Origin of the sequence: Paenibacillus albicereus, from assembly GCF_012676905.1 — a bacterium.
Taxonomy (GTDB): domain Bacteria; phylum Bacillota; class Bacilli; order Paenibacillales; family Paenibacillaceae; genus Paenibacillus_O; species Paenibacillus_O albicereus.
This window is the reverse complement of the sequence record NZ_CP051428.1, coordinates 4433463-4457942: the sequence shown is the minus strand read 5'-3', so window position 1 is coordinate 4457942 and position 24480 is coordinate 4433463. Positions and strand designations below refer to the sequence as shown.

14 protein-coding genes and 1 riboswitch are annotated in these 24480 nt (G+C 66.7%); of the genes, 12 read left to right on the top strand and 2 right to left on the bottom strand.

All coding sequences use genetic code 11. The features are described from left to right. Nucleotides 1-161: 161 nt before the first annotated feature. The 7 genes from HGI30_RS19990 to guaA all read left to right on the top strand — a co-directional run bounded on the left by HGI30_RS19990 (nt 162) and on the right by guaA (nt 12856). A complete protein-coding gene (locus HGI30_RS19990) occupies nt 162-1136 on the top strand; it encodes a glycerophosphodiester phosphodiesterase (protein ID WP_168909125.1) in 975 nt (324 codons plus the stop codon). Nucleotides 1137-1177: 41 nt separating this feature from the next. Next, nucleotides 1178-3142 carry a polysaccharide deacetylase family protein gene (locus HGI30_RS19985; RefSeq protein ID WP_168909124.1) on the top strand — a complete coding sequence of 655 codons (1965 nt, stop codon included), beginning with the start codon at nt 1178-1180 and terminating at the stop codon, nt 3140-3142. A gap of 105 nt (nt 3143-3247) precedes the next feature. Continuing rightward, nucleotides 3248-3862 (top strand): hypothetical protein, encoded by a 615-nt coding sequence (locus tag HGI30_RS19980; RefSeq protein WP_168909123.1) that lies wholly within the window; start codon nt 3248-3250, stop codon nt 3860-3862. Between the two features lie 170 nt (nt 3863-4032). Further along, entirely contained in the window at nt 4033-5076 is a 1044-nt protein-coding gene (locus HGI30_RS19975) for an AAA family ATPase (RefSeq protein WP_235680212.1), read from the top strand. Next, nucleotides 5073-6725 carry a DUF58 domain-containing protein gene (locus HGI30_RS19970; protein WP_168909122.1) on the top strand — a complete coding sequence of 551 codons (1653 nt, stop codon included), beginning with the start codon at nt 5073-5075 and terminating at the stop codon, nt 6723-6725. Before HGI30_RS19975 ends, HGI30_RS19970 begins: the two co-directional genes overlap by 4 nt. Nucleotides 6726-8109: 1384 nt before the next feature. Then, nucleotides 8110-10905 carry a transglutaminase-like domain-containing protein gene (locus HGI30_RS19965; protein ID WP_235680211.1) on the top strand — a complete coding sequence of 932 codons (2796 nt, stop codon included), beginning with the start codon at nt 8110-8112 and terminating at the stop codon, nt 10903-10905. A 409-nt stretch (nt 10906-11314) separates the two neighbouring features. Then, complete coding sequence (guaA, locus tag HGI30_RS19960) at nt 11315-12856, top strand: glutamine-hydrolyzing GMP synthase (RefSeq protein ID WP_168909121.1); 1542 nt, start codon at nt 11315-11317, stop codon at nt 12854-12856. Nucleotides 12857-12928: 72 nt separating this feature from the next. On the opposite strand, the gene HGI30_RS23370 is transcribed toward guaA, so the two are convergent. Both HGI30_RS23370 and HGI30_RS19950 read right to left on the bottom strand, forming a co-directional pair. Beyond that, on the bottom strand, nt 12929-14704 hold the full coding sequence (locus HGI30_RS23370; RefSeq protein ID WP_168909120.1) for an asparaginase domain-containing protein: 1776 nt from the start codon (nt 14702-14704) through the stop codon (nt 12929-12931). Between the two features lie 15 nt (nt 14705-14719). Next, nucleotides 14720-15907: an asparaginase gene (locus HGI30_RS19950; RefSeq protein WP_168909119.1), complete on the bottom strand. Its 1188-nt coding sequence runs from the start codon at nt 15905-15907 to the stop codon at nt 14720-14722. A gap of 420 nt (nt 15908-16327) precedes the next feature. Between HGI30_RS19950 and HGI30_RS19945 the strand changes: the two genes are divergently transcribed. The 5 genes from HGI30_RS19945 (at nt 16328) to HGI30_RS19925 (ending at nt 24073) form a co-directional block, all read left to right on the top strand. Beyond that, a complete protein-coding gene (locus tag HGI30_RS19945; protein ID WP_168909118.1) occupies nt 16328-17551 on the top strand; it encodes an MFS transporter in 1224 nt (407 codons plus the stop codon). A gap of 100 nt (nt 17552-17651) precedes the next feature. After that, nucleotides 17652-17752, top strand: a riboswitch (purine riboswitch). Nucleotides 17753-17982: 230 nt separating this feature from the next. After that, complete coding sequence (locus HGI30_RS19940; protein WP_168909117.1) at nt 17983-19371, top strand: NCS2 family permease; 1389 nt, start codon at nt 17983-17985, stop codon at nt 19369-19371. Between the two features lie 422 nt (nt 19372-19793). Continuing rightward, nucleotides 19794-21167, top strand: a complete 1374-nt coding sequence (locus tag HGI30_RS19935; RefSeq protein ID WP_168909116.1) for a hypothetical protein — start codon at nt 19794-19796, stop codon at nt 21165-21167. Between the two features lie 55 nt (nt 21168-21222). After that, nucleotides 21223-23100 (top strand): hypothetical protein, encoded by a 1878-nt coding sequence (locus HGI30_RS19930; RefSeq protein ID WP_168909115.1) that lies wholly within the window; start codon nt 21223-21225, stop codon nt 23098-23100. A 220-nt stretch (nt 23101-23320) separates the two neighbouring features. Continuing rightward, nucleotides 23321-24073: an imm11 family protein gene (locus tag HGI30_RS19925; protein WP_168909114.1), complete on the top strand. Its 753-nt coding sequence runs from the start codon at nt 23321-23323 to the stop codon at nt 24071-24073. Nucleotides 24074-24480: the final 407 nt, after the last annotated feature.

The window sequence follows — 24480 nt, the reverse complement described above, 5'->3', positions numbered from 1 at the left end:
CCGTCCGGCAGCCAAGCAAGCGGAACGAAGGGAAGCCCCGGCTTCCTTTCGTTCCGTTTTTGCATTCCGGCGCGCGACCTGAGGGCAGATGCTTCGATAAGATTGGTAAAAACGTCCAAGACGGGCATGCTAAGGAAAACGAAGCCGAAGGAGAGACCGTCATGAGCCGTGCCGGAATAGGGTTGGGATACCGCATCCGCAGCTGCAAGAAAGCCTGCTTCCTCCTGCTGGCCTGCCTGTCCGCGCTGAGCCTGCCGCCGCAGGCGCAAGCCGCGAAGCCGAGCGTGCAGGCGGCGCAGGAGCCAGCGGAGTCCCGGCAAGCCGCGATCGGGCCGTTCCGGCCGCTTGTGATCGCCCATCGGGGCGCGTCCGCGGCCGCGCCGGAAAATACGCTCGCGGCGTTCGATCTGGCGCTGCGGCAGGGAGCCGACTACATCGAGCTGGACGTGCAGCTGTCGCGGGACGGAGTGCCGTTCGTGCTGCACGACGACAAGCTGGAGCGGACGACGGACGGGCACGGCATCGCCGCGCGCCGGACGATGCGGGAGCTGGAGGCGCTCGACGCCGGCGGCTGGTTTTCCGAGGCGTACCGGGCGGAGCGGATTCCCCGCTTCGAGGAGGTGCTGCGCCGGTACGGCGGCAAGATCGGGCTGCTCGTCGAGCTGAAGGCTCCGGAGCTGCAGCCGGGGCTCGAGCGCGCCGTCGCCGCGGCGCTCATCCGCTTCGGCCTGACGGGGGAGCAGCGGCTGGAGGAGGAAGGACCGGGCTGGCGCAGGGCTCCGCTCATCGTGCAGTCGTTCAGCCTGCCTTCGCTCAAGCGCCTCGGCGAGCTCGTGCCGTCGGTGCCGCTCGGCATCATCCTCTCGCGCGAGGAGGAGCTGGAGCAAGGCCGGCTGCATGAGATGGCCGACCTGGCGACGTATGCCAACCTCCGCAAGCAGCTGGCTCAGCCGAAGCTCGTGCGCCGCGTCCACGGCTCGGGCATGGCCGTATTCGTCTGGACGGTCGACCGGCGGCGCGAAGCGGTCCAGGCGGCGGCCGCAGGAGCGGACGGCATCGTGACGGACGAGCCCGACCGGTTCCGCGACTGGATCAAAAAAACTCCGGACGGCATAAGACGCCCGTCAGGCTCATAGAATCTAGCACTAGATTCGAGAGTAGGAAAGGGTGGACGGAGATGGGGAAAAAGCTAGGCATGCGGCTCCTGGCGGCGACGGCCGCGCTCGGTATCGGCTGGACAGGCCTCGGAGGAGCGGGCGCCGAGCGGCCGCTGGCCGCTCCGGCAGCGATGAGCGCGGCTCATGCCGCCGGGGGAGAGCCGGCCGGGCAAGCCGCGTCGGCCGCGCAGCGGACAAGCGCAAGGACGGTTGCGGCCGGCGACGCCGCCGCGCTTGCGGCTGCGGTCGCGCCGCCGGCGAGCGGAAGGGCGGTTGCGGCCGGCGACGCCGCTGCGCTTGCGGCTGCGGTCGCGCCGCCGGCGAGCGGAAGGGCAACCGGCGGCGCCTCGCCGGCTCAAGCGATCGCGGCCGCCGGCTCGCCCCGGCCGGAGATCGGCGGGGCGGAGCTGCTGGAGGCGCTGCGCCAGGCGGCGCCCGGCGGACTTCCGCAGACGGCTCCGGGCACGGCTGCAGCCGCAGGTGCAGGCAAGGGCGCGGGTACAGGCGCGGGCACGGACGCGCAAGCGGAACCGCCGTCCCCGGCATCGGCTCAGGCCGCTTCCGCCAAGGAGGCGCGGTCCGCTGCCGGCGCGTCCGCCGCTGCCGCCGCCAAGACCGTCTACCTGACCTTCGACGACGGCCCGAGCGAGCATACGGCCCAGGTGCTGGACATTCTGCGCGAGCAGGGGATCAAGGCGACCTTTTTCATGATGGGCCGGCAGGTGAAGGCGCATCCCGAGCTCGTGCAGCGGGCGCGCGAGGAGGGGCATGCGATCGGCAACCATTCCTACGACCATGACTACAAGCAGCTCTACGGCAGCTTCCAGGGGTACGCGCGGCAGACGCTGCTCACGGAGCAGGCGCTGCTGGACGCGGGCGTCGCGACGACGCTCGTGCGGGCTCCCGGAGGAACGTACACGAACTTCGACGACGGCTACTTCCGCGCGATGCGCGAGGCCGGCTACACGATGGCGGACTGGAACGTGGACAGCGGCGACTCCAAGCGGGTCGGCGTGCCGGCCGCAGAGATCGCCGCCGGCGCGACGTCGGCGGCGCTGAAGCGGGAGATGACCGTGCTGCTGCATGACGGCACCGGCCACGGCGAGTCGGTCAAGGCGCTGCCTGCGATCATCGCGTTCTACCAAGCGCGCGGCTACCGGTTCGCGGCTCTGGACGGGAGCGGCGAGGCGCCGGTATTCCCGGTGGCGGCCAAGCTGAAGTGGAAGCGGGAGACGCCGAAGGCGGCGGAGATCGCCGCGCTGGCCGCGCGCAGCCGCGAGCTGCGGCGCAGTCCGGAGTGGCTCGCGGCTGCGGCGGACAGCGTGCCGGCCTGGGGCGGCGGGGTGAAGCCGAGCGGAGGCGCGGCGGAGCCGGAGCGGTCCGGCACCGGTTCCGGCAAGGCCGGTTCGGGACCGTCCGGCACGGAGCCGAGCAAGGCCGGGACGTCCGGAAGCGCGGTGCAGGGGGGCAAGGCGGAAGAGGCGGAGAAGGCGGAGAAGGCGGACGCGGCTGCGGGCAAGGAAGCGCGGTCGGAAACGGACGCCGCTTCCAAAACCTACGGGACGCAGCTCGCCGATCTGCGGCTGCACAGCGCTTCGGGCGAGGTCCGGATCACGTACGGAGAGTACCGGATCGTCGAAGGCGGGCTGTACGTGCCCGTGCGGCGGGTGGCGGAAGCGTTGGGCGGACGGGTGGAGTGGAACGGATCGCAGAGGACGGCGATCGTCCACGCTCCGGCGGGCGAAGCGGCGGCGCTGGAGGCGGAGACGGCGTTCCGCGACGCCGCGGGCACGCTGTACGCGCCGCTCGAGGAGCTGCTGCGGCTGCTCGGCGATCCGCTGCAGCGGCTGGAGAAGTCGCCGGGCAGCGTGGACGGCTGGCTGCGCAGCGCCGCAGACGGAGATGGTATGGATGGGGAAGGAGCGGGAGAGCACCCGGAAGCAGCGCCGGGCGTTCGGGAGCCGGCCCCGGCGGACGAGGCGTAGCGGATTTCCTTTATAAGGAAGGAGATGGCGCTCGGCTTGCCGAAGCAGGAAGCACGGCGGGCCAGCATCCTTCATAGCCCGGACCGGCGCAAGGAGGGATGCGGATTGAGACGAATGCTGTTCGAGCGGCCGACGGAGGACTACGACCGCAGGCTGCTGGAGCTGGACGCCCGGCTGTGCGGCTTGATTGGCGAGAGGAAGCGGATCGCCGGGGCGCAGCCAGGCTTTCCTCCTGCGGAGGATCTGTCGGCCTGGGCCGAAGCCAATGACGTCCAGGAGGACTATTTGAACGCGTTGTTCGCCTTTCTGCGGACGGATGACGAGGCATTCCGGCCAGTGATCGAGCCGGAAGGATACCGGCGGATGATCGTGCTGGGCCAGACCGTCGTCAAGGGTGAGACGGTGTATACGCTGTCCTCGATCCGGCAGTTCGGCAATGCGAGCGTCATCTCGCTCGTCGGAGACGACGATCCGGTTCCTCTGAAGGCATGTCCGCCGGGAGAACGGGACGGATGGTTTCACGGCGAGCTGCGCGTCGAAGGACCGTACCGGGTCCGGTTCGAGGGCGGCGGGAGCTCGGGCCATTCGATGATGTGGCGGTACGTCGTGACGCCGGCGCTGCCGGACGAGGCGCCCGGTCAGCGGTTCTTGTTCCGCCCTCGACGGCCGGGGAGCGGCGAAGCCGCTGCGACGGTCGAGGAGATCGTGTTCACGCGATAGCGAGATAGGCAAGAGGAGAGCGGCTTTTTTCCGGGATACCGGGAAGGAGCGGCTTTTTTTTGCTAGGGGAAAGGAAACGGCTGCGCCGCCGTCTACATCGTCCGCGGAATGGGGAGACTGTCTAGCAAACGGTCCGCTAGATTCAGAGGCGGAAAAGGGAGATGAAAGCGATGGCCATGCAGCCGGAGCAGGAGCGCGCCGCTTGGGGGGACCCGTACCGGAGCGCCGCGAGGGACAGTCGAGAGGAGTGGCCGGAGCCGCCGGCGGCGCTGCTCGCCCGCATGGCGGCGCGCTCGGAGAGCGTGCTGCTCGGCAAGGGCGAGACGATCGGATTGGCGATGACGGCGATGCTCGCCGGAGGGCATGTGCTGCTCGAGGACGTGCCGGGAGTCGGCAAGACGATGCTGGCGCGCGCGCTCGCGCGGCTGCTCGGAGGACAGTTCCGCCGCATCCAGTTCACCTCCGATCTGCTGCCGGCCGACGTGGCGGGCTCGTCCGTCTGGGATGCGCGCGCGGGCGAGTTCGTCTACCGGGAAGGCCCGATCATGGCGAACGTCGTGCTCGCGGACGAGATCAACCGCACGTCGCCGCGCACGCAGTCGGCGCTGCTGGAGGCGATGGAGGAACGCCGCGTCACGGTGGACGGCGTCACCCGGCCGCTGCCGGAGCCATGGCTGCTGCTCGCGACGCAGAATCCGCTCGACGGAGAAGGGACGTTCCCGCTGCCGGAGGCGCAGATGGACCGCTTCATGATGCGGCTGTCGATCGGCTACCCGGAGCCGCGCGAGGAGGCGCGCATGCTGGAAATGCTCGCCGCCGGCGAGCGTCCGGCGCCGGAGCAGCTGCGGCCGGTCGTCTCGCTGCGGCAGTGGCAGCGGATGGCGGAGGAGAGCCGGGCCGTCCACTGCAGCCCGGAGCTGCTCGCCTATATCGTGCAGATCGTGCAGGCGACCCGCACGGCGCCGGAGCTTGAGCTCGGCGCCAGCCCTCGCGCCTCGCGCGACTGGCTGCGGGCGGCGCAGGCGGCTGCCTATATCGGGGGACGCGACTTCGTGCGACCCGCCGATCTGCGGGCGGTCGCCCGGCCGGTGCTGGAGCATCGGCTGGCGGCGCGCGGCGCTTATGGCCAGCCGGACCGGCAGGCGCCGCGGCTCGTGCTGGAGCGGCTGCTCGCCGCGACGCCGCTGCCCGGCGGCAAGGCGGGCGGCCGATGAGCGCGTCGGGCGGGGCGGCAGGGGCGAGCCAAGCGAGGATGAGCGTGGCTGGCGGCGCGGCAGGGACGAGCCAAGCGGGGATGAGCGTGGCGGGCGGCACGGCAGGGACGAGCCAAGGGGGGATGAGCGTGCCGGTCGGCGCGGCAGGGGCGAAGCAAGCGAGGATGAGCGTGGCGGGCGGCGCGGCAGGGGCGAGCCAAGCGGGGATGAGCGCGTCGGGCGGCGGTCCTGGTCAAGCCGGAACGTCTCGGAGCCGGAAAAAAGCGGGCCGCATCGGACTTCCCCGTTCGCGCAGGCTGGCTCTAGGCCTGTTGGCGCTTGCATTCGGCAGTGCGGCCGGAGCGGCGGCGGCGCGCGGCTCGGCGCTCGACTGGTTCGCGGCGGTACTGGCTGCAGGCTTGCTCGCGCTGCCGGCGCTGTCGGCGCTATGGAGCTGGACCTGCGGCGGCAGCCTTCGGCTGGCGCGCGAGCTTGAGCCCGGCGCCGAGGCGGGAGAGGCGGCGGTGCGGCTGCGGTTCAGCGGCCGCCGCCTGCCGCCGCTGTTGATCGTGCACGTGCGCGAGGAGCTGAGCCGGCGGACGGGCGTCTCGGAGCAGCCGCTCGTGCTCGCCTGCTGGGCGCTGCCTTGGCTGCGGAAAGAATGGACCGTGTCTTACCGGCTGGGCCGGCTGAGGCGCGGGGAATACGGCTATGGACCGTGCGTCGTTTCGATCGGCGATCCGCTCGGCCTCGCTTGGACGTCGGTCCGGCTGGAGACGCCGGACGGCTTTGCCGTTCTGCCGGAGCCGGAAGGGCCGCCGCTCGGCGGGCCTGCCGCAGGCAGTCCGGGCCCTTCGGCGGCAGGAGGCGGCAGCGGCGAGCACGGAGACGGCCGCCCGCGCGGCGCGGCGGGGCCGGGCCCGATGACGCGCGCCTACCGCGAAGGCGACCCGCTTCGCCGGGTCGATTGGCGAGCCGCGGCGCGAGGGCGAGGCTTGCAGACGCGGCAGGACGAGCCGGCCGGAACGCCGGAGCTCCTCGTGCTGCTGGAGCTGGAGCGCTCGCGCTGGCAGCGGCCGGCGAGCGTGAGCGGGCTGCCGAGCGCACGCGCGGCCAGCGGCGGAGCTGACGCGCTGCTGGACGCTTGCGTCGGGCAGGCGGCCGCGCTGCTCCGCGACGCGGCCGCAGCCGGCTGGGCGGCGCGGCTGGCCGCCGGAGCGGAGGCGCCGCTTGCGGCGGCCGGCGGCCGCGGCTTGGCGCTCGCGGCCCGGCGGCTGGCCGCCGCCACGCCGCAGCCTGGCGGCGGCGCGGACGAGGCGCTGGAGCGGCTGCTGCGAAGCGGCTCGCTCGCGCCCGGCAGCCGCATCGCGGCGCTGACGCCGATCGGGGGCGGCTGGGAGCGGCTGGCGGAGCTCGCGCGCGCTGCGCGCTGCACGCTCGAGCTGCGCGTGCCGATCGGGCCAGCGCTGCCTTCGGCTGCCCGGCGCGAGCGGGAGCGTTGGGCAGCTGCCGCCGGCGTCGCGCTCGTCTGGCTGCCGCTCGATGCGCCTAGATGCCGCGCGTGGCGCTCGGCTGCGAACGTGATGGAGGGGGGCGGCGGAAGCGGAGGCTGGACGGGAATTGCAAACGGAAGTGCAGGCGAAAGCGGAAGCTGGACGGCTTGGCGCTAGGCTTTCGCCATCCAGCAACAGCGGAAGGGCGTGTGTGCTTTCCGCGATATCGAAGTGCTGTTTTGGGCTCGGGAGCGGCAGCGCGAGAGGAGTAGCGCGGAAAAACCGAGTTACTCGGGTGCGAGAGCGTCGGAGCGAGGGAGCAACGCGGAAAAACCGAGTTACTCGAGTGCGAGAGCGTCGGAGCGAGGGAGTAGCGCTGAAAAACCGAGTTACTCGGGTGCGAGAGCGTCGGAGCGAGAGGAGTAAGGCGGGAAAATCGAGTTACTCGGCTCGTGGGAGCGTCGGAGCGAGGGAGCAACGCGGAAAAATCGAGTTACTCGGGTGCGGGAGCGGCGAAACGAGAGGAGTAACGCGGAAAAATCGAGTTACTCGGGTGCGGGAGCGGCGAAACGAGAGGAGCAACGCGGAAAACCGAGTTACTCGGGTGCGAGAGCGGCGAAACGAGAGGAGTAACGCGGAAAAACCGAGTTACTCGGGTGCGGGAGCGGCGAAACGAGAGGAGTAACGCGGAAAAACCGAGTTACTCGGGTGCGAGAGCGTCGGAGCGAGGGAGTAGCGCGGAAAAACCGAGTTACTAGGGTGCGGGAGCGTCGGAGCGAGAGGAGCAACACGGAAAAACCGAGTTACTCGGGCGTAGGAGCGTCGGAGCGAGAGGAGTAATGCGGAAAAATCGAGTTACTCGGGCGTGGGAGCAGCGAAACGAGAGGAGTAACGCGGAAAAACCGAGTTACTCGGGCGCGGGAGCGTCGGAGCGAGAGGAGCAACACGGAAAAACCGAGTTACTCGGGCGTAGGAGCGTCGGAGCGAGAGGAGTAATGCGGAAAAATCGAGTTACTCGGGCGTGGGAGCAGCGAAACGAGAGGAGTAACGCGGAAAAACCGAGTTACTCGGGCGCGGGAGCGTCGGAGCGAGAGGAGTAACGCGGAAAAACCGAGTTACTCGGGCGTAGGAGCGTCGGAGCGAGGGAGCAACGCGGAAAAACCGAGTTGCTCGGGTGCGGGAGCGGCGAAACGAGAGAAGTAACGCGGAAAATTCGAGTTACTCGGGTGTGGGAGCGTCGGAGCGAGAGGAGCAGTGCGGTCGCGGAGCTGCAATGGCGCGGCGCCGAACCGTTGCATGAGCTCCGGCCGGCGCCGTGCGCAACGAATGGAGGAGAAACGGCATGAAGGACAGCGGCTCGAACAAGGTCTCGGCTGGGCTGGTGCTGCAAGGATCGGCCTGGATGCAGGCCGGTTCGGGACAGGCGGGAAAGGCCGTTAGAACGGGGGGCGGAGGCGCGGCTGGCAGATGGGCAATAGGAGGCGCAACAGCTTGGGACCAAACGGGAACGGGTGCTTCCATCCCAGGTGCGGCAAGCGGAGACACGGGAAGGATCGGCGGGATGGCAAGCGGTGGCGCGGCGGGCGGGGGAAAGGCAGCCAGCAGGGGAAAGGCAGCCGGCAGCTGGGCAGGCAGAAGCGCGGCAAGCGGAGGCGTCTCGCCGTCTCGGCCAGGAAGCCGCTCTAAGGCAGCGGGCAGCCATGGAGCGGCTGTCGTCGCCGGTTCGGCCGACCGGCCGTCGCCTGCCGGCCGCCGTGCGCGCCTCGAGCAAGCGGGCGGCTTGCTCCGCTGGCCGCTTCGGACCGCCTCCAGCCTCCTGCTGCTCGGCTTGCTGGCGGAGTGGCTGCTGCCGCTCTCGAGGCTGCCGCAGTGGAACGGCGCGTACCGCATCGGCGAGCTGGCCGCCATAGCCGGCTTGCTGCTGCTTGCCGGCGTCTTGCTGCTGCCCGGCTGGGCTTCGCTGCTGCTCCGGCTCGCCGTCGTGACGGCGGGCGCGGGCTGGATCGGCTTGGACGAGAGCGGCTGGTCCGGCTTCGTCCGGCTGCCGAAGCAGCTTGCGGCGGACGCCGGTCTGCTGCTGGAGGGCGGTCCTCCCGCAATGTCGGGTGCCGGACAGGCCTTTTGCCTGCTGCTCGGGCTGTCGATCCTGCTCTCGGCGCTGCAGACGCTGGTCTGGATCCGACAGTGGGGCATCGGCCTGCTGGGGCTGACGGCGGGGTATCTATGGCTGCTCAGCGAATGGTTCGGAATCGACACGATGCCGAATCTGGCGCGCGCTGCGGCCGAAGGCGTGCTGCTGGGCGCGCTGCTCTCCCTGCATCGGCTGAAGCGGCGCCAGTCGGATGCATGGACCGCCGGAACGGCATCCGCGCTTCCCGATGGGGCGGAGATGCCGCCTTGGCGCTGGTGGGCGGCGAGCGGAGGAGCCGCCGCTCTGCTTGCGCTCGGCGCGGCCGGGCTGTCGGCCGGCAAGCCTGCCGCGGAGCAGCCCGCCGGCTGGGCGCTGAAAGCGCAGCAGGCGATTCGCGCCTCCGCTTCGCAGGACGGGGCCGGAACGGTCCGCCGCTCCCCGATCTTCAGCGGGGAGGGCGGGACGCCGGCTGCAGAAGGCGGAACGGCCGGCACGGCGGCCGAAACGGGCTACGGCCGGGACGACACGCTTCTCGGAGCGCCGCTGCGGCAGTCCGGGCGCACGCTGTTCTGGGCGGTGTCCCCCGAGCCTCTTTATTGGAGAATGGAAGCGAAAACCGTCTACACCGGCCAAGGCTGGAGGGAGGAAGGCGCCGAGCTGGTCTCGCGTGCCGTCGGCCCGGCAGCGGCAGCATCGGGGAAAGCCGTCGTGGCCGGGGATGGCGCCGAGCGGACGGGCACGGAGTCAGAAAGCTCGGCGAGGGCGGACGCAGAGCCGGCGAGTTCGGGAGCGGCCGACACAGGTCGTCCGAGCAAAGAACGTCAGCGCATGGAGCCCGAAGTCGCGGAAACGATCCGGCAATCGGTCTGGCTGCCCCGTCTGGAGGAAGGGATGCCGCTGCCCGCAGCCGGACGGGCCGCATCGATTCTGTCGGCCCGATCGCCGGGAGCGGACACGTCCGCAGAATGGACGTCCTACCTGAGCGAAACCGGCGGCGGAGCCGTCTACTTGCCCCAAGCGGCCGGCGGCGCGCTGGGCTACACGGTCTTGTCGGAGCTCGTCCGGCCGACGGAGGAGCAGATGAGACTTGGCGCTGCGGCGGGAGCGGCGGCCTCCGGAGCGCAGGCGGAGCCGACGGCGGACACCACGGACGGGCAGCTCGAGCTTGAGCTGAAAGCGGCGCTGCAGCTGCCCGCCTCGCTGCCGCAGCGGGTGAAGGAGCTCGCCGTGGCGGCGACCGCCGGCAAGGAAGACCGGTACGGGCAGGTCGCCGCGGTGAGGGACTACTTGAAGGCGAACTATCGGTACTCGCTGACGGAAACCGCCGCTCCCGCGCCGGGGCAGGATCTGGTCGACCAGTTCCTGTTCGAGCGGAAGGTCGGCTACTGCGTGCATTTCTCCACGGCGATGGCGGTGCTGCTGCGGTCGGTCGGCATTCCGGCCCGGTGGGTGAAGGGCTTCGCTCCAGGCGAAGCGCTGGCGTCGGGAAAAGCTCCTGCGGAAGCCCGTGCGGCGCTTGGAGGCGCCGCGGCCGGAGCCGGGGGAGAGCTGTACCGGGTCAGCGGGCTGGACGCGCATGCTTGGGTGGAGGTTTATTTTCCCGGCGCCGGGTGGGTCGCCATCGACCCGACGCCGGGGTACGCGGCGGGCGCCGCGCAGCAGCCGGAGATTCCGGCTGCCGCCGACGCCGAGGGCGCCGCGGCTGCGCCGAGCCCGGCGCCGCAGCAAGACGCAGCCGCAAGCTCGCGGCTGCGCGAGGCCGCAGGCGCTGCGGCCGGCCGTGCGGCCGAGCTCGCGCGTGCGCTGGCGCAGCCCGGCCCTGCCGCGGCCGTCGCCGCGCTGGGCGCGCTCGCGGCTGCGCTGGCCTCGCCGGGGCTGCGCACGCGGCTGCGCCTCGCGCTGGCGCTGCGCCGCTACGCGCTGGCGGCGGCAGGCGGCGAGCGCCGCAGCCGCCGCGCCGCGCAGCGGGCCGCGCTGCTTGCCGCGGCGGAGGCGCAGCTGCGCGCGCTCGAGCGCCGGCAAGGCGCGGCGCCGCTGCTCGGCGGCGGCCCGGCCGAGCGCGCCGAGGCGCTCGCGCCGCGGCTTGCGCCGGCGGCCGCCGCTGCGCTGCGCCGGCTCGCGGCCTGGGCCGAGGCCGCGCGCTTCGCGGCGCCTGCGACTTGGCGCGGCCCCGCGGCGGCGGAGCTGGCCGCCGCGATGGCGCTCGTCCGCCGCGACCGCGCCTGAGGCGCGCCGCGAAGCTTTTGCGCGCGGAAACCCCGCGCGTAGCCGCCGCTTGGGCGCGCGGCCAAGCCTCCTACGCGCGGAAACCCGCGCGTAGCGCTGCGCTTCGCGCCGGCCCCGCTCCGTCCGCGCCCTCCGGCTGCGCCACCGGCCCAGCCGACGTCTCCGGCCACCTCCGGCTGCGCCACCGGCCCAGCCGACGTCTCCGGCCACCTCCGGCTGCGCCCCCGGCTCAGCCGGCGTCTCCGGCTCCCGCCGCCCGCTCCCGGCTCGGCCCGTGTCTTCGGCTCCGGCCGTCCATCTCCCGCTCCCGTCCGCGGCCGTCCGGCCGCGCAGCCGCGCGGCTTCCTGCCTTGACTGGCCGGAAGCCGCTTTGATAGAATGAGTCCAATTGACTGAGGGAGGTACGGGCGTGAACAAGCCTAATGAAATGATCGTGGTTCTCGATTTCGGAGGACAGTACAACCAGCTGATTGCTCGGCGCATCCGGGATCTCGGCGTCTACAGCGAGCTGCTGCCGTACAACACTCCGGCTTCCAAGATCCGCGAGCTGGCGCCGAAGGGGATCGTCTTCTCCGGCGGGCCGGCCAGCGTCTATGAAGAAAACTCGCCGATGGTCGATCCGGAGATCTACGAGCTCGGCCTGCCGATCTTCGGCATCTGCTACGGCATGCAGCTGATGAGCCATCAGCTCAAGGGCAAGGTGCAGCGCGCCGGCAAGCGCGAGTACGGCCGCGCGGACGTGACGTTCGCCGAGGGCGCGGCGCTCGCGCTCGGCCTGGAGAACCGCCAGACGGTATGGATGAGCCATACCGATCTCGTCGTGGAGATGCCGGAGGGCTTCCGCTTGGATGCGGGAACGGAACATGCGCCGATCGCGGCCATGAGCCATCCGGACAAGAATTTCTACGCCGTGCAGTTCCACCCGGAGGTGCGCCACTCCGTCTACGGCAACGACATGATCCGCAACTTCCTTTATACGGTATGCGGCTGCGAAGGCGACTGGAGCATGGAGACGTTCATCGACGACGCGATCCGCGACATCCGCGAGAAGGTCGGCGACACCGGCCGCGTGCTGTGCGCGCTGTCGGGAGGCGTCGACTCCTCCGTCGTCGCCATGCTCGTCCACAAGGCGATCGGCGATCGCCTGACGTGCATGTTCATCGACCACGGCCTGCTGCGCAAGGGCGAGGCGGAGAGCGTCATGGAGACGTTCGTCGGCAAGTTCGGCATGGAGGTCATCAAGGTCGACGCCAGCGAGCGCTTCCTCGGCAAGCTGCGCGGCGTCTCCGATCCGGAGCAGAAGCGCAAGATCATCGGCAACGAGTTCATCTACGTGTTCCAGGAGGAGTCCGCCAAGTTCGCGAACTTCGAATTCCTCGCCCAGGGCACGCTGTACACCGACATCGTCGAGAGCGGCACCGCGACCGCGCAGACGATCAAGTCCCATCACAACGTCGGTGGCCTGCCGGAGGACATCACGTTCAAGCTCGTCGAGCCGCTGAGCGCGCTGTTCAAGGACGAGGTCCGCAAGGTCGGCTCCGAATGCGGCCTGCCCGACGCCATCGTCTGGCGCCAGCCGTTCCCGGGTCCCGGCCTCGCGATCCGCGTGCTGGGCGAAGTGACGGACGAGAAGCTGGAGATCGTGCGCGAGTCCGACGCGATCCTGCGCGACGAGATCGCCAAGGCCGGCCTCGACCGCGAGATCTGGCAGTACTTCACGGCGCTGCCGGGCATGCGCAGCGTCGGCGTCATGGGCGACGCCCGCACGTACTCCTACACCGTCGGCATCCGCGCCGTGACGTCCATCGACGGCATGACGGCCGACTGGGCGCGCATCCCGTGGGACGTGCTGGAGAAGATCTCCGTGCGCATCGTCAACGAGGTCGACAACGTCAACCGCGTCGTCTACGACATCACGTCCAAGCCGCCGGCGACGATCGAGTGGGAATGAAGAAGTAAGCCAAACGGAAAACGCCCTTTGCCACGACGGTTTCGTCGGGCAAAGGGCGTTTTGATGCTTGAATCAGGCTGAGCCGAGGTCATGGGCCCGCAGGAGCAGAACGGATGCTTCCGCGCGCGTCGTCGCCGCGGACGGCTCGAAGCGGTTGCCGTCGCGGCCGTCGATCAGTCCTTTTTGACGGATGCCGTTCAGAGCGGGGATCGCCCACGCCGGGATCGCCGCGTCGTCGGCGAACGAGGTGCGGCCGTCAGCCGGTCCCTGCAGGCCGAGAGCCGCTCCGACCATCGCCGCCATCTCGGCGCGGGTGACTGGCGCATTCGGCTTGAAGCTGCCGTCGGCATAGCCTTTGACGATGCCGAGCTGCTTGGCCTGCGCCACGGCTGTCCGGGCCCATTCGCCGATCGAGGCGGCGTCGGCGAACGGCTCGCCCGCGACAGCCGGCTGCACGTTCAGCGCGTTCATCAGCATGACGGCGAGCTCGGCGCGGGTAACCGGCTTGTCGGGGCCGAACGTGCCGTCGGGATAACCTGCGGCGATGCCGTAGGAGGCGGCTCGCTTGACCGGCTCCTCGGCCCAGTGGCCGGCCAGGTCGCTGGCGACGAGCTCCGGAGCCGGCGCGGCCGGCTCCACCGTGCCGGAGGCGGGGACGTCCTGCGTGCCGATCGTCTGGAACCATCCTTTGACGGTGTCGTAATCGGAGCTGAACGCCAGCGCGAGCGTCAGCAGGATGCGCGCGTGCTGCGGATTGAGGCTGTCGCCGGCAATGATGCCCGGCGTATTGCCTTGGTACATCGTGCCGGAGCCGGTGCGCGTCGTCGTGACGAACAGCACGCCTTTTTGGATCGCCTCGGCACGGGCGGCGCTCATGTCCGCAGACAAGCCGCCTGCGCCGGTGCCGGCGGTGACGATGCCTTTGACGCCGTCCTCGACGAACTGCTTGATCGCGCCTCCGCCTGCTCCTTGATAGGCGTAGGCGATCTCGACAGCCGGAAGGTTGCTCTTGGCGATCGTCGTCAGGTCGAACGGCGTGCGCCACTGCGGCGTGCCGGAAGCCATCGCCCGCGCGTTGAGGCGGTAGAGGCTGATGTTCTTCTCGTCGATGTAGCCGAGCGCGCCGAGCACCGGCGTCTCGAACGTATCCATCCGGTGGGCATTGGCCTTCGTCACGTCGCGCGCCGTCTGGATGACGTCGTTCAGCATGACGACGGTGCCGTAGCCCTTCGTCTTGCCGCTGCCGGCCAGCTTGATCGCGTTGTACAGGTTGGCCGGTCCGTCGGTGCCGATCACGTCCCACGGGCGCATCGCGCCGGTGACGACGACGGGCTTTTCGCTGCGCACGGTCAGATCGAGGAAGTAGGCGATCTCCTCCATCGTGTCGGTGCCCGTCGTCACGACCGCGCCGTCGTACTTCTCCAGCGCCGCGTCCACCGTCTGCGACAGGTCGTACAGGTCTTGAAGCGTATAGCTGCCGGATCCTTTGTTGCCGAATTGCGCCGTCTCGACGTCGGCGATCTTCTCCTTGCCCGGCAGCTGCGCGACCAGGTCTTCCATGAGATAGGTGCCGGCGCGGTAGTTCTGGAAGCTCGTCCCGTCCGCCGCCTTGCCGGCCAGCGTGCCGCCGGTGGCGACGACGATGACGTCAGGCAGCTCGGACGTTTGAAAAGCCTCCGGCACGGCGGGGATCTCCGCCGTCGGCGCGAAGGGGTTGGCGCTGATCGCCGCGGCCTCGGCGGCCGCGGCGGCCGGGGCCGGGCCGGACGCCGCGAAGGCGCCGGCGGCAAGGGAGAGCATCGCCGCCAGAGCGGCGGAGCGTTGGAGCGTAGTCAACAAGGTAGCCATTGGTCTTGTCCTCCTTTATTCCGTAGCGCTGGCGGTGCTGGCGGCGCTGGCCGCGCTAGTGCCATAGTCGGCGAACCAGCCCTTGATCGTGTCGAAGTCGCTTGAGAAGGCGAGGCCGAGCAACAGCAGGATACGCGCGTGCTGGGCGTTCAGGCTGTCGCCGGCGATGATGCCAGGCGAGCTTCCCGGATACATCGTGCCGGAGCCGGTGCGGGTCGTCGTGACGAACACTACGCCCTGCTTGACCGCTTCGGACCGCGCCGCGTTCATCGCGGAGGACAGGCCGCCCGCGCCCGTGCCGGCAGTGACGATGCCCTTGGCGCCGTCCTTGACGAAGCCGTTGATCGCGCCCGCTCCTGCCGCTTGATACGCGTAGGCGACTTCGACCTTCGGCAGCGCCTCGGACGCGATCCGGCTCAGGTCGAACGGCGTTTTCCAGGCGGCGGTACCGGCTTTTGCGGCTCTTCCCGGCGCGCGGTAGACGCGGATGTTCTTCTCGTCGATGTAGCCGAGCGCGCCGAGCATCGGCGTGTCGAACGTATCCATCCGATGCGAGTTGCTCTTCGTCACGTCGCGCGCCGCGTGGATGTAGTCGTTGAGCATGAGGACGGTCCCGAACGAGGTCGTCTTGCCGCTGCCGGCCAGCTTGATCGCGTTGAACAGGTTGGCCGGTCCGTCGGTGCCGATCACGTCCCACGGGCGCATCGCGCCGGTGACGACCACGGGCTTTTCGCTGCGCACGGTCAGATCGAGGAAGTAGGCGATCTCCTCCATCGTATCGGTACCCGTCGTGACGACGGCTGCGTCGTAAATGCGGAGCGCCTCGTCGACTGCAAGCGACAGCTCGCGCAGCTCCGGAATCGTATAGCCGCCGGAGCCTTTGTTGCCGAATTGATAGGTCGACACGTCGGCGAGCTGGCTTCTGTCGGGCAGCTGCTTCACGAGATCGGCGATCAGGTAAGTGCCGGCACGATAGCTTTGGAAGCTGGTCGGGGCATTGGCCTTGCCGGCCAGCGTGCCTCCGGTGCCGATGACGACGACGTTCGGCAGCGGCGACGATTTCGAGGCTTGCGGCAGCGGCGGTAGGGGTGCCGCTTCAGCGGCGCTTGCGCGCGGCGCGCCGAAGGCGGACAGCAGTCCGGCCAGCAGCGAGACGGCGAGGGCATAGAACAGCAGACGCTTGAGGGATAAGGATTCAGACATCAGACAGGTTCCTCCATTCTTTATGTAAGGATATATAACGTAAGATGCTATAAGTCTATTAAATGTTAGTTAACTTTACAAGGATTTGGATTGATGCAAAGCCTTTTTCCGTAGGATGCGATTGGAAGTTTATATCGAGGAAGAATTCATGACATATTGGCTATGAAACTCATGATTTGGACAGTTCTTTCCATATCGATCTGCAAAAGGAGAGTCTTGCTCTACGGCAGGCCGTTCAAGCAAAACCGAGCTTTTCGGATAAACTCGAAAAGCGGCCCGGCATCAGCCGCTGGTTCCTTTTTTGCAGCGGCTTCATTATGGTAAAATTTAAGCGAATTTCGAATGAAAAAAAATTCCGCATGACAGCTGCGCATGCGGAGCAATCACGAAGCAAGCGAACGAAGGAGCCATCGTCCCATCATGAATGAACCTGCTTCCGCCAGCCCTTTCCTCGAGCCGCCCGGGCGGCTCGTCAGCTACCGGCTGCTCGTGCTGCTCGCCGTCGTCGTCACGGCGGGGGCGAGCCAGGGGCTGCTGCTGCCGCTGCTCGCGATCCTGCTGGAGCGGGCGGGCGTGCCCGAGGACATCAACGGCCTCAACTCGATGGCGCTGTACATCGGGACGTTCTCGACGATGTTCTTCATCGAGCGTCCGGTGCGGCGCTTCGGCTTCAAGGCGGTCATCGTCACGGGCATCGTCCTCATCACCGCCGCCACGCTGCTGTTTCCGGTGACGGCGGGGTCGCTGACCGCGTGGTTCCTGCTGCGCGTCGTCATCGGCGTCGGCGACAGCGCCATGCACTTCGCCACCCAGCTTTGGATGGTCAGCCGCGCGCCGGCGGCCCATCGCGGCAAGTTCATCTCGCTGTACGGCATGTCCTACGGCGTCGGCTTCAGCATCGGCCCGCTCGGCATCAACCTGCTGCACTTCGGCGAAGCGGCGCCGTTCCTCGTCAGCGCAGGGCTGTACGCGGCCGTGCTGCTGCTCGCGCTCGGCCTCCCGGCCAAGGAGCGTCCGGACACGGCCGAGCCGGGCGAGGCGACCGGCGCCGCCCGCTACCTCAAGGTCTATCGCATCGCCTGGTACGCGCTGCTGCCGGCGATGCTGTACGGCATCATGGAGGCGTCGATGAACAGCAGCTTCCCGCTGTACGGCACGCGCATCGGCCTCGAGCGCGAAGCGATCAGCGCGCTGCTGCCGGCGATCGGCCTCGGCGGACTGCTGCTGCAGCTGCCGCTCGGCGCGCTCAGCGACCGCATCGGCCGCCTGCCGGTGCTGATCGGCTGCGGCCTGGGCGGCGGCGCGCTGTTCGCCTGCGTGCCGGCGGCGGGCGATAGCGTCCTCCTCATCGCCGCGCTGCTGGCGCTTGCCGGCGGCCTCGTCGGCTCGTTCTTCTCGCTCGGCCTCGCCTATGCGGCGGACCAGCTCCCGCGCCATCTGCTGCCGGGGGCCAACGTGCTCGCCTCGATCCATTTCTCCGTCGGCAGCATCGCCGGTCCGGTCGTCGGCGGCTTCGGCCTGCGGTACGGGGCGGCCGGCAGCCTGTTCTGGCTGCTCGGCGGCGCGTTCCTGCTGTTCGGCTTGGCGGGACTCGCCGTCGCGCGCCTGCGCCCGGCCGTCTCTGCTGGAGAGGCAGATCGCTGACGATTTTTCCAAGATGCTGGATAATGTTCGGAAAACAGGTCGAAAACAAAAGAATTCGGTTGACTTCTGTCGAATAGGAAGGTAAATTAGTTACGTTCTGATCGAAATTCAACGCAACTTTCGTATAATTCCGGGGATCGGCCCGGAAGTCTCTACTCGGTCACCGTAAATGACCTGGCTACGAAAGTTCGGAGCGCAAGCCCTCGTGCCGCTCTCGTCCTCTGATCTTCTCCGCCATGCGGCAGAGGATGAGGGAGGGAGCAGGTCGCGAGCTTCCGCTCCGGACGATCCGGGAGAGACGCTTCCGGCAGCCGCCTGCCCGCTGCCGCGCGCTCTCCTTTTTTGCTTTTCCGAACAACGGTCCGATCCGCCTCCCGCGAGGGAGCGCCTCGGGCGCCAGCCAATCCAACGGTCCAAGGGGGACAAGCAGCATGGAGCGCTTCTTCAAGCTCAAGGAAAACGGAACGACCATCCGCACCGAAATCATGGCCGGCCTCACGACGTTCATGACGATGGCCTACATCCTGGCCGTCAATCCGAGCATCCTGTCGGCATCGGGCCTCAGCTGGACGTCGGTGTTCCTCGCGACCGCGCTCGCCGCGGGCATCTTCACGATCGCGATGGGCCTGTTCGTCAACTTCCCGGTGGCGCTCGCGCCGGGCATGGGCCTCAACGCTTACTTCGCCGCCACCATCATCGCCTCGCAGGGAACAGGCAATCCGATCTCGCCGGCGATGGGCCTCACGGCCGTCTTCATCTCGGGCATCATCTTCCTCATCCTGACGGTCACGCAGATCCGCCAGATGCTCATCACCGCCGTGCCGGACAGCCTCAAGCACGCGATCACGGTCGGCATCGGCCTGTTCATCGCCGTCGTCGGCCTCAAGAACAGCGGCATCATGACGATCGCCGCCGAGACCGCGGTCACCGACGTCGAGAAAGGCACCTTCACCAACCTGCTCAGCTTCGAGACGGTCATCCACATGGGCGACCTGCATAACCCGTCCGTTTATCTGACGATCGTCGGCCTGCTGCTCATCTCCGTGCTGATGGTGCTGCGCGTGCCGGCCGCGTTCCTGTGGGGCATCCTGGGCACGACGCTCGTCGCCTGGCTCACGGGCAACCTCCCGACGATGGCGGAGAACCCGACGTGGATGCCGGACTTCAGCGAGCTCAACTTCTGGCACTTCGACTTCGCCGGCGTCATGCAGGTCGGTCTCATCACCGTCGTGCTCACATTCACGTTCGTGGAGCTGTTCGACACGTTCGGCACGCTCGTCGGCACGGCCAACCGCGCCGGCTTCATGAAGAATCCCGAGGAAGGCAAGAAGCGCGTCGGCAAAGCGATGTTCGTCGACGCCGTCGGCGTCAGCGGCGGCGCGATGCTCGGCACGAGCACCGTCACGGCCTTCGTGGAGAGCTCCTCCGGCATCGCCCAAGGCGGCCGCACCGGCCTGACGGCCGTTACGACCGGCATCTGCTTCCTGCTCTCGATCTTCCTCGCCCCGCTCGTCGCGCTCATCCCGGGCTCGGCGACCGCGGCGGCGCTCATCCTCGTCGGCCTGCTCATGATGCAGTCCGTCAAGGAGATCGACTTCCAAGACATGGTCTACGCCGTTCCGTCGTTCTTCATCGTCATCCTGATGCCGTTCACGTACAACATCGCCAACGGCATCAGCTTCGGCATCGTGTCGTATGTCATCCTGGCGCTGCTGGCCAACCTGACCGGCAAGTCCGGAAAGAAATACGACATCCATCCGCTCATGTGGGTTCTGGCCGTGCTCATCACGCTCCGCTACCTGTATCTCGGAGCAGGCTGAGTCGTAATCTCGGGCATTGCCCGAGCGGCATAGCCTGAGCCGTAGCCTTCGGCATTGCCCAAGCCGTAGCCTTCGGCATTGCCTGCGCCGTAGCCTTAGGCATTGCCTGAGCCGCCTCCCTCGCCATCCGGCGCCGGAGAGCGGCTTTTTTGCTTTCAATCGCGTCCATATGTTTCCATGCGGAAAGGGCCGGGTAAGGAAGGGGGCGAATGAACTCGCACATAACTTCAATAATAATTTTTATTTATTTGAAATGATGTGATCCGTCGACGATTATCTTGCGTTATACATAATAAGTAAGGGTGAATAACGGATAAAAATAATAATTATTTCGCATTTTTGATTCTGAATAATATTATTTATCATGCGCTTCGCTCCATATAAGGTAATTATCCTCTGCATGCGGGAAAGGAGGGGGAGAGATGAGCGGAAGAAGCTTGTACGGATGGCGGAAAGCCTTGGCAGCCGGAGCGTTCGCCTTGGCGGGAATGGGCTTGCAGCTGGCTCACTCTCCTCCGGCCTACGCGCTGCTGAAGGAAATCATCGAGCCCGTGAGCGGCATCGTCAAGCCTAGCGCTTCGCCGGCCGCATCCACCGGCGCTCCGCCTGCAGCCTCGGCTGCTCCGAGCGGCTCCTCGGCCGCATCTTCCGAAAGGGGAACGGGGCTTGGGCTGGTCTTGCCTCCGATCGAGGTGGACACGCCGCTCGGCAGCGTGAAGACGCCGGAGATCGGACTCGGCGGGAACGAGGAAGGACCTGCTCTGAGCGTGACGCCGATCGAGATCGAGACGCCGATCGCCAAGGTCGGCATGCCGCAGATCGAAGCCGGCAAAGGCGAAGGAACTGTCCCGCTGCCTTCCGTATCGGTCTCCCCGATCGTCGTCGATACGTCTGTCGCGAGCGTGACGGCGCCGTCGGTATCCGTGGACGGCTCCAAGCTCGGCGTGGACGTCTCATCCGGGAGCGCAAGCTTGCCGGGCGTATCGATCGACACGCCAGAGGTATCGGTCGACGTCCCGCGCGGCCAAGTCGGAGCGGGCGGCGGGGGCGTGAAGGCTCCAGGCGTTCAGGTGCCGCTGCCTTCGGTCGACATCGCTCTTCCGACAGCGCCGCCGCTCCCGAGCGTCCCGTCGCTCCCACCGCCGATCGGCTCGGGAGGAGGCAGTGCTTCTCCGAAGCCGCCGCCGACGCCGGGAGCTCCGGGCGGCACGCCGGGAACGTCGGCTCCGCCTTCCGTTGCTCCGAGCGAAGCGCCGCAGGGCACGCCTACGGGACTGCCGACGGTCATGCCGCAGAGCCCCGTTCCAAGCGGAACGCCTGCGCTGGACCCGTCTTCGAGTCCACCTGCAGCAAGCCCGATCGGATTGCCGTATCCATCCGCGCCTCCAGTGAACGGGGCTGGCATGGATGGCGGGTTAGCGGCTCCGCCAGCGGGGGATCGTCCTTCCCGTGAAGCGGCGGCAACCGATCGTACGGACGGCGCGGCGCCGCAGCGGCTTCCGTCCGCGCCTTTCCTTCCGGCAGCCGCGCCTCCTCCTTTGCCAGCCGTACCGGCCGGGCCGGGACTGACGGGAAGCGGACCGTCAGGCGGACCTCCGCCTCCGGGCGGCGCGTCCGGCAGCGCGAACGGCTTCGCCGGCGCATCGGGTGCTTACCCGGGCGTCCTGGCCGAAGGCAAAGGCCTTTCCGGACTGACGCGTACGGAAATCATTCTTCGAATCGAATACTTGCTTGGGCATGACCAGTGGCGATTGCCGCCGCCGGAGCAGCCTCCGATGGCAGCCTCTTTCTCATAAGCGTTGCGATGACCCTCATCCCACACCCTTAAAAATGAGAAGGAGTGCATGTCAAATGAAAACGATCCAAACGGTGACCAACAAAGGGTTCAAGTCGGTTCAGATGCCATCCTGGGTAAAGCTGTCGGTGCTTTCGACGAGCGTCGTGATCGGTGCGCTGGCGGCAGCTGGAGGCGCTCATGCCTCGGAAGGAACGGAGATGAAGCAGGAGCAGAGCTCTTACTCCTCCCAATCTTCCTCCAACAGCTCCTTCGGCCTCGGCCTGAACCTCGGTCTTAGCGGAAGCAGCCGCACGGAGTCGACTCAAAGCCATTCTTCTACGGATGACGGCGGCCGCGCTTCGACGGCCTCGGAGACGACGACATCGACGTCGAGCGATAGCCATCTCGACCTCGGCCTGAACCTGAACGCGGACAGCTCCAGCGAGCAGGAAACGAAATCGAGCTACGTGTCCGAAACGGAGACCGGCGAGAACGGCGACCGCCAGATGACGGAAGCCGCGACTCAAACGTCGAAGTCGAGCGACAGCAGCCTCGATTTCGGCCTGAACGCGGACAGCACCAGCGAGCAGGAGACGATGACGAGCTACGCGACCGAAACGGAGACCGGCGAGAACGGCGCCCGTCAGATGACGGAAGCCGCCACTCAAACGTCGAAGTCGAGCGACAGCAGCTTCGATCTGAACCTGAACGCGGACAACTCCAGCGAGCAGGAGACGATGACAAGCTACGCGTCCGAAACGGAGACCGGCGAGAACGGCGCCCGCCAGATGACGGAAGCCGCGACTCAAACGTCGAAGTCGAGCGACAGCAGCCTCAATCTCGGCCTGAACGCGGACAACTCCAGCGAGCAGGAGACGATGACGAGTTACGCATCCGAAACGGAGACCGGCGAGAACGGCGCTCGTCAGATGACGGAAACGGCCGCTCAAATGTCGAAGTCGAGCGACAGCAGCCTTGATCTCGGTCTGAACGCGGACAGTTCCAGCGAGCAGGAGACGATGACGAGCTACGCGTCCGAAACGGAGACCGGCGAGAACGGCGACCGTCGCATGACGGAAACGGCCACTCAAACGTCGAAGTCGAGCGACGGCAGCCTCGATCTCGGTCTGAACGCGGACAGTTCCAGCGAGCAGGAGACGATGACGAGCTACGCGTCCGAAACGGAGACCGGCGAGAACGGCGACCGTCGCATGACGGAAACGGCCACTCAAACGTCGAAGTCGAGCGACGGCAGCCTCGATCTGGGCCTGAACGCGGACAGCTCTTCTTCCTATGAGAAGTGGAGCCGCGATTCGAAGGGCTACAGCTACGGCAAGGGTCTTGCTGAAGGCGGCAAAGGAACGCAGTCTGCCACAACTGCGAGCTCGAACGAGTCTTCGGTCGAGAGCGAAAGCAAAGGCAGCTTCGATCTCGGCCTGAACGCGGACAGCTCTTCTTCCTACGAGAAGTGGAGCCGCGATTCGAAGGGCTACAGCTACGGCAAGGACTTTGCTGAAGGCGGCAAAGGAACGGAGTCCGGCGCTTACGCGAACTCGAACGAGTCTTCGATCGAGCGCGAAAGCCGCGGCAGCCTCGATCTCGGGCTGAACCTGAATGCAGAAGGCGAAAGCAGCACGAGTTACGACCGCAGCGCAAGCTATGTTTCGGACAAAGGCGTGCAAAACGTCGTCTCTGACCGTAGCAGCAGCTACGCCGGCGAAAGTCGCGGCAGCCTCGGTCTCGGGCTGAACCTGAATCTCGAAGGTAAATCCAGCTATGACAGCTATAGCGACCGCAGCAGCGTGAACGGACATGAAGGCAGCAGCAAGCAGCAGAAAGGAAGCTATGCTTCCCACAAGCGCGGCAGCCTCGATCTTGGGCTGAAGCTGAACCTTCATGCTTCGTCGGCATTGGACTTCTTCCGCTCTTCGGACAGCCGTTCGATCTTGTAACCCCTTCTCCGACTGGAACGGCCATTTAATCATCTAAATCAAAAGGCTCGCCCCTGAACATCGCGGGGCGAGTTTTTTGTGTTCTTGGATATGCAATCCATAGAGGAGTGGTCGTCCGTTTAAGAGAATGAATTCGATAAGATGCAGGACTAGGATAACGGGAGGGGCAGCCATGAAAATTTGGAAATTCATTTACGCGATGGACAAAGGGTAAGAGTTATTGAATTTTCTGAACGAAGACTTCAAGTTCTACGATTATTTTAACGGTAAACCGATGAAAGAAGATTGGGTTCCATTCGAGGTGAGACACCTCTCGAAGAAAAGCTTGCCTACCGATTGTACGGGAGTGGGAGGTGGCGTCCCGATTATTTCAGAGAGGGCATTAACCGTACTGCAGCCGATGATTGACCGCAACGTCGAAGTGTTGCCGTTCATTCATCCGGAGAAGCCCTACTATGCCATCAACGTGACGACGGTGTTGGAAGCTTTGGATTACGAGAAAGCGATCTACACAAGAAATCCGAGATATCCGCAGGTAATTACAGACATTGAGCGATATGCTTTTCGTCCAGAGATCATCGGGGACAATGCTATATTCAAGACGCCTGAGTTTCGTGGAACCGAAGTCTATGTCACCGACACGTTCAAGCAAGCGGTTGAAGCCGCGGATTTGAAGGGCTTTGCTTTCTTTCTCCTATGGGATTCGGAGCAAGAGGAACAAGGCGGGGCGGCAACGGAGACGGAACCAGAAGAGGTCGGCGAGCAATTTTCCTTTGACGAAGCGCAGAAGCGGATCGAGGACGGAACCGTCGTGGCGAGCGGAGAATGGAGGCTGAAGAAGGATGGGGATGGTGAACTCCTGCTCGGACGCCTCTATGCGAACGGAGAGCTGTCGTGGATCGCTCCGATCTATTACCCGCCGATCCTGCTCGATCTGAAGTGGCATGTCGTGAGGGAAACGGAAGACCTATAACGGCTGTTAAAAAATTTGAAAGCTCGCCCCGTGAACGATTCGCGGGGCGAGCTTTTTTACGAAATAGAGTTCTTCGCCCCTTCCTGCTGGATGCGCTCCTCGTGCCGAACGGGCTCGATAGGCGGAGGTTCAGCGTCCATCTATTTCGACCGCATCGAACCAATGTAACGAACCTGAGCGACGCTATTTCGTTCAAAACCCACGTTCAACTTTATTTAACGAAACGGATAAGCGTTATTCAGGCGCGGAGGGGGGCGTTTCGGTGATTTATCGGCTCATAGCGCTTGTGGGTTTCGTTAGAAGACTCAATGGCCCGATTCCGCACGAATAGCGCTTGTGAGGTTCGTTATCAACATGCAACCGGGAAAGAATGGGCTTCGGCGCAAGCTTTCCCTAAACCATTCCGC